Annotated in this window: 11 protein-coding genes and 2 tRNA genes; all 13 read right to left on the bottom strand. The window is 43.7% G+C overall.

Annotated features, from left to right (window positions below; translation table 11 throughout):
• Positions 1 to 7 precede the first annotated feature (7 nt).
• The 13 genes from Xsze_RS11825 to cydA all read right to left on the bottom strand — a co-directional run bounded on the left by Xsze_RS11825 (position 8) and on the right by cydA (position 9,650).
• Positions 8 to 83 (bottom strand) — tRNA-Lys (locus Xsze_RS11825).
• Positions 84 to 115: 32 nt separating this feature from the next.
• Positions 116 to 191 (bottom strand) — tRNA-Lys (locus Xsze_RS11820).
• 156 nt (positions 192 to 347) lie between these two features.
• On the bottom strand, positions 348 to 1,109 hold the full coding sequence (gene cpoB / locus Xsze_RS11815; protein WP_038237319.1) for a cell division protein CpoB: 762 nt from the start codon (positions 1,107 to 1,109) through the stop codon (positions 348 to 350).
• A gap of 9 nt (positions 1,110 to 1,118) precedes the next feature.
• On the bottom strand, positions 1,119 to 1,631 hold the full coding sequence (pal, locus tag Xsze_RS11810; RefSeq protein ID WP_038237321.1) for a peptidoglycan-associated lipoprotein Pal: 513 nt from the start codon (positions 1,629 to 1,631) through the stop codon (positions 1,119 to 1,121).
• 42 nt (positions 1,632 to 1,673) lie between these two features.
• Entirely contained in the window at positions 1,674 to 2,972 is a 1,299-nt protein-coding gene (tolB, locus tag Xsze_RS11805; RefSeq protein ID WP_038237421.1) for a Tol-Pal system beta propeller repeat protein TolB, read from the bottom strand.
• Between the two features lie 190 nt (positions 2,973 to 3,162).
• On the bottom strand, positions 3,163 to 4,206 hold the full coding sequence (gene tolA, locus Xsze_RS11800) for a cell envelope integrity protein TolA (RefSeq protein ID WP_038237423.1): 1,044 nt from the start codon (positions 4,204 to 4,206) through the stop codon (positions 3,163 to 3,165).
• Positions 4,207 to 4,241: 35 nt separating this feature from the next.
• The gene (tolR, locus tag Xsze_RS11795; protein WP_038237323.1) at positions 4,242 to 4,673 is read right to left on the bottom strand and encodes a colicin uptake protein TolR; all 432 of its coding nucleotides are present in this window, start codon (positions 4,671 to 4,673) and stop codon (positions 4,242 to 4,244) included.
• 22 nt (positions 4,674 to 4,695) lie between these two features.
• Positions 4,696 to 5,385, bottom strand: coding sequence for a Tol-Pal system protein TolQ (gene tolQ, locus Xsze_RS11790; RefSeq protein ID WP_038237326.1), 690 nt, complete (start codon positions 5,383 to 5,385; stop codon positions 4,696 to 4,698).
• Positions 5,382 to 5,786 carry a tol-pal system-associated acyl-CoA thioesterase gene (gene ybgC / locus Xsze_RS11785; protein WP_071991772.1) on the bottom strand — a complete coding sequence of 135 codons (405 nt, stop codon included), beginning with the start codon at positions 5,784 to 5,786 and terminating at the stop codon, positions 5,382 to 5,384. The genes tolQ and ybgC overlap by 4 nt, the downstream gene beginning before the upstream one ends.
• 723 nt (positions 5,787 to 6,509) lie before the next feature.
• A complete protein-coding gene (ybgE, locus tag Xsze_RS11780) occupies positions 6,510 to 6,797 on the bottom strand; it encodes a cyd operon protein YbgE (RefSeq protein ID WP_407078804.1) in 288 nt (95 codons plus the stop codon).
• Positions 6,797 to 6,913, bottom strand: coding sequence for a cytochrome bd-I oxidase subunit CydX (cydX, locus tag Xsze_RS11775; protein WP_071991773.1), 117 nt, complete (start codon positions 6,911 to 6,913; stop codon positions 6,797 to 6,799). Before cydX ends, ybgE begins: the two co-directional genes overlap by 1 nt.
• Positions 6,914 to 6,924: 11 nt before the next feature.
• Positions 6,925 to 8,064 carry a cytochrome d ubiquinol oxidase subunit II gene (gene cydB, locus Xsze_RS11770; RefSeq protein WP_038237332.1) on the bottom strand — a complete coding sequence of 380 codons (1,140 nt, stop codon included), beginning with the start codon at positions 8,062 to 8,064 and terminating at the stop codon, positions 6,925 to 6,927.
• 14 nt (positions 8,065 to 8,078) lie between these two features.
• Positions 8,079 to 9,650: a cytochrome ubiquinol oxidase subunit I gene (cydA, locus tag Xsze_RS11765; protein WP_038237334.1), complete on the bottom strand. Its 1,572-nt coding sequence runs from the start codon at positions 9,648 to 9,650 to the stop codon at positions 8,079 to 8,081.
• Positions 9,651 to 9,917 lie beyond the last annotated feature (267 nt).

Here is a 9,917-nt window from a genome sequence, read left to right as displayed (position 1 = left end):
ACCTAAATGGTGGGTCGTGCAGGATTCGAACCTGCGACCAATTGATTAAAAGTCAACTGCTCTACCGACTGAGCTAACGACCCATTTGGAAGTCTATTTAATTTTGAGATTTAAATGGTGGGTCGTGCAGGATTCGAACCTGCGACCAATTGATTAAAAGTCAACTGCTCTACCGACTGAGCTAACGACCCGTTTAAATCTGTTTGGCAGTTATCCCTGCCAACGGCGGCTTATATTACTGATTTCTCAGCTTGGTGCAACGTTTATTTTAAAAAAATAAATTAAGCGTTTATTAATCAGGCAATTATTCCCCAAAAGGCCAACCTTTGACCTTTCGGGAATAATTATTACATCCCAGAAAGCTTTTTTTCAGCCATTTTTGCTGCATTGGTTCCGGGATATTGTTTAATGACCTGCTGATAAACTGCTTTCGCTTTATCTTTTTGCCCCTTTTCCTGTACGATTACACCGACTTTATACAGAGAGTCACTGCTTTTTTGTGACTTGGGATAATCTTTCACAACAGTGGCAAAATAATAAGATGCATCATCTTTTTTGCCTTTGTTGTAATTTAATTGCCCTAACCAATAGTTGGCATTTGGCAAGTATTTAGATTTTGGATAAGCTTTGACGAAATTCTGAAAGGCTACAATCGCTTTATCATATTCTTTGGTGTTAATCGCCAAAGAAACGGCAGCATCATAGTCTCCCTTTTCATTTCCCGTACTTGTTGGCGCTGCAACTTTTGCTTTACCAGTTTGTGCTGAAGAAGTCGCATTGCCACTTTCTTCACTTGATGGATTCGTTATTTTATCTAGCTGTAGATAAAGATCTTTCTGACGCTCAATAACTTGGTTCAATTGATACTGGTTTTCCTGTATTTGGCCACGAAGTGTATCAATATCGCGTTGAGAATCAGAAAGCTGTTGCTGAAGTTGGGTTAATAATTGGCTGTGAGCGTCGGAAATACGCTCTAACTGGGAAAGGCGCTCATCGGTGGAGCCTGAGCCGACATTACTGATTGGCGCTCGGGCGGTAGCGGCCCAAGGAGCCGCTACGCCAACCAATAACGACAGACCCAATACACAACGTCTGAAGTTACTGTTCATGCATTACTCTTAGTATACGATTACAGCACGACGGTTTTTAGCGTACGCTGCTTCGTCATGACCTGTAACAGCTGGTTTTTCTTTACCGTAAGAAACGATAGCCAGCTGGTCAGCGGAAACGCCTTTACCTTGCAGATACATTTTCACTGCATTTGCACGACGCTCGCCCAAAGCGATGTTGTACTCTGGAGTACCACGCTCATCGGCATGACCTTCGATAGTGACTTTAACAGATGGGTTAGTACGCAGGAATGCAGCATGTGCATCCAGCATCTGAGCAAACTCACTGTTAATATCATACTTATCAAAACCAAAGTATACGATATTGTTGTTTTGCAGCTGTTGCATCTGCTGACGTGCTAATTCTTCAGCAGACAGACCTGTTGCTGTAGTAGAAGAATTATCAACTGTGCCTACAGAGCCAGACTGATCATTGCTGTCATTTTTATTAGTAGTACACGCTGCTACGGCCATGATTGGTAAAGCTAACATCAGCCCTTTTAGCACTTTGTTCAGTTGCATCTCTTTGATCCTTTTATAGTTTGCCATACATATTATTATGCATCACATATACGGCGACCAGGCAGGGGATTTCACCTGTCCATCGGTTGCCGGAAGACGCGCTTTGAAACGCCCATCAGTCGAAACTAGCTGCAATACAGTTCCCCACCCTTGAGTGGAGCTATAAATCACCATAGTGCCATTAGGTGCGATACTCGGCGTTTCATCTAGGAACGTATCCGTCAAAATTTGGACAGATCCCGTTGCCAGATCCTGTTTAGCGATATGCTGACTGCCATTTGCTGAGCTAACCATTACAACAAAACTGCCGTCTGGACTAACATCAGCATCTTGGTTCTGTGATCCTTCCCAAGTTAAGCGTTGTGGAGCACCGCCGTTAATATCGATTTTGTATAACTGTGGACGACCACCCTGATCAGAGGTATAAACCAATGTCTGGCTATCCGGCATCCAACTTGGCTCAGTATTATTACTGCGGCCATCAGTCACTGGACGAATCTGACCAGAAGCCAAATCCATCACATAAAGATTCAAACTGCCTGTTTTAGATAAGGCAAAAGCAAGCTTAGTCCCGTCTGGCGAAAATGCAGGCGCTCCATTATGACGAGGAAATGAAGCAATCTGGCGATTTTTGCCTGTTGCCAATGTCTGAATAACCAAAGAAGTATGGCCACCTTCAAACGTTACATAGGCAAGCTGGGAACCGTCCGGTGACCATGCCGGCGACATCAATGGCTCAGGTGAATCATGGACAGGAAATTGGTTATAACCATCATAATCCGAAACACGCAATTGATATGGGAATTTACTCGCACTGCTGTTGACAACAACATAGGCGATGCGGGTGCGAAATGCCCCTTTAATCCCGGTCAGTTTTTCAAATACATGATCACTCGCTGTGTGTGCAGCAAGGCGTAACCATTTTCGTTCAACGGTAAATTGCTCTTGTGACAATACCGTACCCGGCGCGCCTGCAGTATCAACAAGCTGGTAAGAAACAACATACTTACCATCAGCACTTGGCTGGATACGCCCGACAACTACGGAATCAATCCCGAGCGCAGACCACGCCGCAGGAGTTACCTCTGATGCAGTCGTTGGTTGTTGTGGCATACGGGCAACATCAATGGGATTAAATTTCCCACTGTTTCTCAAATCCGCCCCAATGATTGAGGCAATAGATTCCGGGGCATTGCCTTCACCAGTCCATTGAAACGGAACAACACCAATCGGACGGGCAGAATCGACACCTTTTGTAATTTCAATACGAACTTCAGCATGGGCAAACGACACCCACATCATCAAAAAGCCCAGTATTATCTTAAACTTCTGTTCAAACATTTGTTGAAAAGTTTGCTTCATCATCTCTCCCTTATCGCGATTTTATCTCTGTCCGCAATAATCCGCCGGATTCTAACAAACGCTAACAAACAAAACTAGATACCTAAATAAAATCTAATAATTTTGTTTGTACTTATAAATTATTCGAAGGTTTACATAGCAAATAATAATTATATGCCAAATATTTACCTTACTGGGGCTTAAAGTCTAGTTTGAAATCCTTGAAGTGCTCATAAATCTCCTTACTTGGTGGACGTGGCATTTTTGTTTGATTTGCGGCAGCAAGTGCCGCCCTGCACAATGCGGTATCGCCACTTCCTGCTTTCACATCAATCAAGAGTCCATCTGATGCTAACTTTATGTTTAACTCGCAAGTACGGCCAATATACAGGCTTGGATCGTGAAAATTTTTCTGGATTGCAGCCTGAATTTGCCCTTTATATTTACTGATATCAGAATCAGAAGGGCCACTTTTCTTATTCGCACCTTTTCCGGCGGCTGCCGCCCCACCCTGTTTCGGTGTTTTTGATGTTAACCCTCCCAATAGAGCATTAACATCCTGAGCTTGCTTTTCTTCAGCCTTCGCTTCTGCCTTAGCCTTAGCCTTTTCTTTCGCCTCTGCTCTTGCCTTGGCTTCCTCTTTCTCTTCCGCAGCAGCCTTAGCTTTGGCCTCTGCTTTAGCTTCTGCCTCAGCCGCCGCTTTACGTTTTACCACTTCTTCAGCTTCTTTCTTCGCTTGGGCTTCAGCTTTCCGCTGAGCTTCTGCCTGTTCTTTCAATAATCTTTCTTTCTCTGCCAATGCCTTTGCTGCCGCTTCTTCAGCCTGTTTTTGTTCTTCACGGGCTTTAGCGGCTGCGGCCTCAGACTGTTTTTTCTGAGCTTCTGCTGCCTGCTGAGCTTTAATGCGTTCTTCTTCAGCGACTTTCAAACGTTCTTGTTCTTCAGACTGCTTTGCCCGCAATTCAGCTGCCTGTTGCTCAGCTTTTTTCTTTCGCTGTTGTTCAGCAAGCTTGGCATTAGCTTGTTGCTGTTGCTGCTGATTATATTGTTGGACAACCGCATTGGGATCGACCATCACAGCATCAATGACAGAACCGTCTTTGCCACCTCCTCCCATTTCCGTTTTTTGCTCTAAAGAACCCCAAATCAGAAGACCGATCAGGATAATATGCAATATTACCGAAATGATAATGGCACGATTCAGCTTATTGTTTTTCTCGCTTGTCTTTTCCACAATCGACATCCAGAAACGTTAAGTGATAGCCGTCGTCAGGCTCCAATAGGTTGAGTCATTAATCCCACCGACTTTACCCCCGCCTGATGAAGCATATTCAGCGCCTTGATAATTTCATCATAAGGAACTTCTTTAGACCCACCAATCAAAAAAATCGTTTTCGGGTTGGCATTCATCAAAGTTTGAGCTTCAGCGACGATTTGCTGTTCAGGTAGTAATTCCAGGCGCTTCTGATTGACAACCATGTTGTACTGCCCAACGCCAGAAACTTCCACAATAACTGGCGGGTTATCAGAGCTGGAAACGGTTTTGGAATCCACTGCCTCAGGTAAATCGACTTCTACGCTTTGCGTGATAATCGGGGCTGTTGCCATAAATATCAGCAATAACACCAGCAATACGTCCAGCAAGGGGACGATATTGATCTCAGATTTTAGCTCACGTCTGCGACTACGAGTACGCGCCATTTGCTGATTTCCCCTTACTTTATTACGACTTATTGGTATTGGAAGCAAAAGCCTGACGATGAAGGATCGCTAAAAATTCTTCCATGAAGTTATCGTAGATTTGCTCTAGTTTATTAACACGCTGATTCAAACGGTTATAAGCCATAACTGCAGGAATTGCCGCAAACAAACCGATGGCTGTTGCAATCAGGGCTTCTGCAATACCCGGTGCAACCATTTGCAAAGTCGCCTGTTTTACGGAACCCAAGGCAATAAAAGCATGCATAATTCCCCAAACTGTGCCAAACAGGCCAATATAAGGGCTGATAGAACCGACTGTTCCCAAAAATGGAATGTGGTTCTCCAGTGTTTCCATTTCGCGGTTCAGTGAAATGCGCATGGCACGGGACGCGCCAGTCACCACGGCTTCAGGTGCATGGCTGTTTGCCTGATGCAAACGGGCAAACTCTTTGAAACCAGAATGAAAAATTTGTTCAGCGCCAGTTAAGGAATCACGGCGTGACTGACTTTCTTTATAAAGGCGAGACAGTTCAATGCCAGACCAAAACTTATCTTCAAATGCTTCAGCTTCACGGCTTGCTGCATTCAGGATCTTTGTTCGTTGGATAATAATCGCCCAAGACACGATAGAAAAGCCAATCAAAATCAACATGATCAGCTGTACCAAAAAACCTGCCTTAAGGAATAAATCAAGGATGTTCATGTCACTCACTGCTTAAACTCCGCGACAATAGACTTTGGAAGCGCAATCGGCTTCATTTGAGATGAATTCACGCAGACTACCAGACATTCTGCGCTACTAATGACGACGCCATTGCAATCAACAATTCGTTGAATAAATGTCAGGGAAGCACCACGAATAGTCGTAACTTCGCTTTCAACAACCAGCTGATCATCCAGTTTTGCTGGTTTCCGGTAGTCAATAGTCATACGGCTGACAACAAAGCCAACTTGCTTATCCAGCATGTATTGTTGGTTGTAGCCTTTTGCACGCAACATCTCTGTACGGGCGCGTTCATAAAAGAACAAATACCGTGCGTGATAGACCACACCACTAGCATCTGTGTCTTCGTAATAAACACGGATAGGCCAACGGAACAACATATTACTCATATAATCCTATTCAGGCGAATTGACGTTGTCACTATACTTAAGAGAATGACGCTTTGGAATGACTTGTCATTAAAAGAAGTCAAAAAAATTTATAGACCACCGTCACATAAGACTCTAATAATATAGATGAACACCAAACAGCCTGCATAAAAAGCGAGCTGTTTATTGAAGTTACCATCACCAGCAACAACATGGGTTGTTCCTCATGAAAAGAACCCCCCCTGCCACAACCTTATTTATTAAATAAATATAATTAATTTTCATTGAAAATGTTAAAAAACTGTGTTGTTACATTCAAAAACAGTTTATAAAAATAACAATTTAATATTTTCCGTAATGAAAAAGCCAATCAACATAAGCCCAATCATTTGTAAACAACTTAATATAACGCGGCTCTATGCTATCAACATGACTATTTTTCGCCCTGGATGATATTGATTCTCGTTTCCAAAGTCACTTTTTAAAATAGCGTTGAAAAGGTGGCAAGAGTTTCATGAATAATAAACAACTTTTTGGATTTACGAATAAAGCTAAATCGTTATTCGTTAAATACACAAAATTATCATTATCTCATTCCATTAATACGATATAAGTGTCCTTCAGAAGATTATGTCTGTATTCCACAGGACACGAATGAAATGCACTTGGCCTTATGTTGCAATAAATTAAATTGCCGCAAAATAACGTTGATATTGGTATGACATTAATCCCAATGTCATTAACTTATTTAAAGAAATGATATAAACCCAAAAGAAGAATAAAAAATGCAGGTAAGGGATGAAAAAACAGACGCCAAATAATACGCTTGGGATGAAATCCAATCCCAAAAGTCACCCCAGAACACACTGACCAGATAAGGAAAATGCCTTGCCAAATCTGCAATGAACTTGTGTTAGCGGCAAAACGCGCAGGGTCCCAAAATACACATGAAGCAAGCGCCAACGCCATAATGAGGATAAGGGCCCTCACCAGGCCCTTATTCATAAGTTGATCGCATTTATCAACCAACATCATTTTTCGTCACTCTTTGCCGCTTTTTCTGATTCATTATGCTCGAGTGCCAACGCTGCAATAACAGCAAAACTACAGGCTAATAGCGTTCCCAGAATCCAAGCAAAATACCACATGCCTATGCTCCTTAGTACAGTGATTGTTTGTTGTTTTCAATATAGTTCTTATCCAGACGCCCAAAGGTTTTGTAGTAACACCAAATGGTGTAAGACAACACAATAGGAACAAAGATAAGCGCAACAACGAACATAATTTGCAACGTCCACTGACTGGATGTCGCGTCCCACATCGTCAGACTGACATTCGGGTTTAAGCTTGATGGCATAACAAACGGGAACATCGCAATTCCGGAGGTCAGAATAATGCAGGCCACCGTCAATGATGAAAACAAGAATGCCCACGCACCTTTATCCAAACGCGTTGCCAGCATTGTCAACAAAGGCAGGAAAACACCCAATGCCGGTATCGCCCACAGGATCGGATAATTATTGAAATTAGTCAGCCATGCCCCCGCCTGCTGGACAACTTCTTTGTGCAGCGGGTTAGATGGGCCATTAACGTCCAAGCCACTTGTTACGACATAGCCATCAATACCATAAATCAGCCATACTCCTGCCAGCAAGAAGGCAATGCCTGTAATCGCTGCGCAAATATGGGTTGCCATGCGGGAACGCAGATGTAATTCACCCACAGTACGCATTTGCAGGTAAGTTGCGCCTTGCGTCACTATCATCATCAGGCTAATCACACCAGCCAACAGGCCATAGGGATTCAGCAAACCGAAGAATGAACCTTCATAGGAAACACGCAGGTAGGAGTCCACTGCCAGCGGAACGCCTTGCAGCAAGTTACCAAATGCGACACCAATGACCAGCGCAGGAACGAAACTACCGATAACCAGCCCCCAATCCCACATATTGCGCCATTTACTGTTTTCCAGTTTTGAACGGTAATCAAAGCCAACCGGACGGAAAAACAGGGCTGCTAAAACCAGGATCATTGCCACATAGAAGCCAGAGAAGGCCGCAGCGTATACCATTGGCCATGCTGCAAACAGCGCTCCGCCCGCAGTGATTAACCAGACTTGGTTACCATCCCAGTGCGGCGCAACGGAGTTAATCATGATGCGGCGTTCGGTATCGTTTTTACCGATGATTTTCAGCAGGATACCTACTCCCATATCGAAACCATCAGTCACTGTGAAACCGATCAGCAACACACCAATCAGCAGCCACCATATAAATCGTAATACATCATAATCAAGCATAAGTGGACTCCTGCTTACTCAATATTGTTCGCTGAAGAAACTGTTTTTTGTTCAAAGTGATAACGCCCGGTCTTGAGGCTACTTGGGCCAAGACGAGCAAATTTGAACATCAAGAACATTTCCGCGATCAAAAACAAGGTGTACAGACCACAAATCAATGCCATTGAGAAAATCAGATCACCAACACTGCGTGTCGAGGCTGCAACAGCGGTTGGAAGAACTTCACCGATTGCCCATGGCTGACGGCCATATTCTGCAACAAACCATCCGGCTTCAACGGCAATCCACGGCAATGGAATGCTGAACAGTGCTGCCCGCAGCAACCATTTATACTGGCCGATACGATTGCGGATCACGCTCAGGAATGACAGGCCGATAACCAACAGCATGATAAAACCTGCGGCAACCATGATACGGAATGCGAAATAGAGCGGCGCCACACGTGGAATAGAATCTTTGGCAGCTGCTTTAATCTGTTCTTCTGTCGCATCAGTGACGTTTTCGGTATAACGTTTGACAAGCATACCGTAGCCAAGATCTTTCTTGCTTTCATTAAATGCATGGCGAACACTTGGGTCCGTAACACCTGAACGCAGTTCTTCCAACAACCCGTATGCTTTGATGCCGTTGCGGATACGCTGCTCGTGCTGCCCCATCAAATCACGCAGGCCAACAACAGGGGTATCTGTGGAGCGAGTGGCAATCAGACCCAAAACATAAGGAATTTGGATGGAGTATTTATTTTCCATCGTGTCTTGATCTGGAATACCAATCAGTGTGAACGCAGCCGGAGGAGGTTGAGTTTCCCACTCTGCTTCAATCGCCGCTAATTTGGTTTTCTGCACATCCCCCATTTCATATCCGGATTCATCACCCAGAACGATAACAGACAATACCGCAGCCATACCAAAGCTTGCCGCAATAGCAAAAGAACGCTTAGCAAACGCGATGTCCCGGCCTTTGAGTAAATAGTAAGAACTGATACCCAACACAAAAACAGCGCCTGTAACATAACCCGCAGCAACAGTATGAACGAATTTCACCTGAGCAACCGGATTAAGTACCAGTTCACTGAAACTTACCATTTCCATTCGCATGGTTTCGAAATTGAAATCAGACGCAATCGGGTTTTGCATCCAACCATTCGCAATCAGTATCCACAAAGCAGAAAAGTTAGAACCTAACGCAACCAGCCAAGTGACCGCCAAATGCTGTTTCTTGCTCAGACGATCCCACCCGAAGAAAAATAAACCAACGAATGTGGATTCGAGGAAGAATGCCATCAAACCTTCGATAGCCAGCGGTGCACCAAAAATATCACCAACATAATGCGAGAAATATGACCAGTTCGTCCCGAATTGGAACTCCATGGTCAAGCCCGTTGCAACACCCAGAGCAAAGTTAATACCAAATAACTTGCCCCAGAACTTTGTCATATCTTTATAGATTTGTTTGCCAGAAAGGACATATACCGTTTCCATGATCGCAAGCAAAAACGCCATACCAAGCGTCAATGGCACGAACAGGAAATGGTACATGGCAGTTAAAGCAAACTGTAATCGTGACAGTTCGACAATATCAAACATCTTGACTCCTTGCTCCTAGCAGGAAGACACCGACTTGCGGCAACCCGACTTCATAAAAAAGTCTCGTAACTACCAGCAATAAATGCCTAAAACACAATAATGAATTATTAACTTAAATCTAAATCCAGTATATACCACAATAATATTACGCCCATATTCACATACAATAAATAAGATTTACGTGATTCAGCTTCGAATTCTGAATATAGGTCAACAATGCATACATTCTCGGAGGCACTATTTATATATTTTAAATCAATTAAATCA

The sequence above is a fragment of the Xenorhabdus szentirmaii DSM 16338 genome (genome assembly GCF_002632585.1).
Taxonomy (GTDB): domain Bacteria; phylum Pseudomonadota; class Gammaproteobacteria; order Enterobacterales; family Enterobacteriaceae; genus Xenorhabdus; species Xenorhabdus szentirmaii.
The sequence above is the reverse complement of the archived record's forward strand: the minus strand, read 5'-3'. Positions and strand labels throughout refer to the sequence as shown.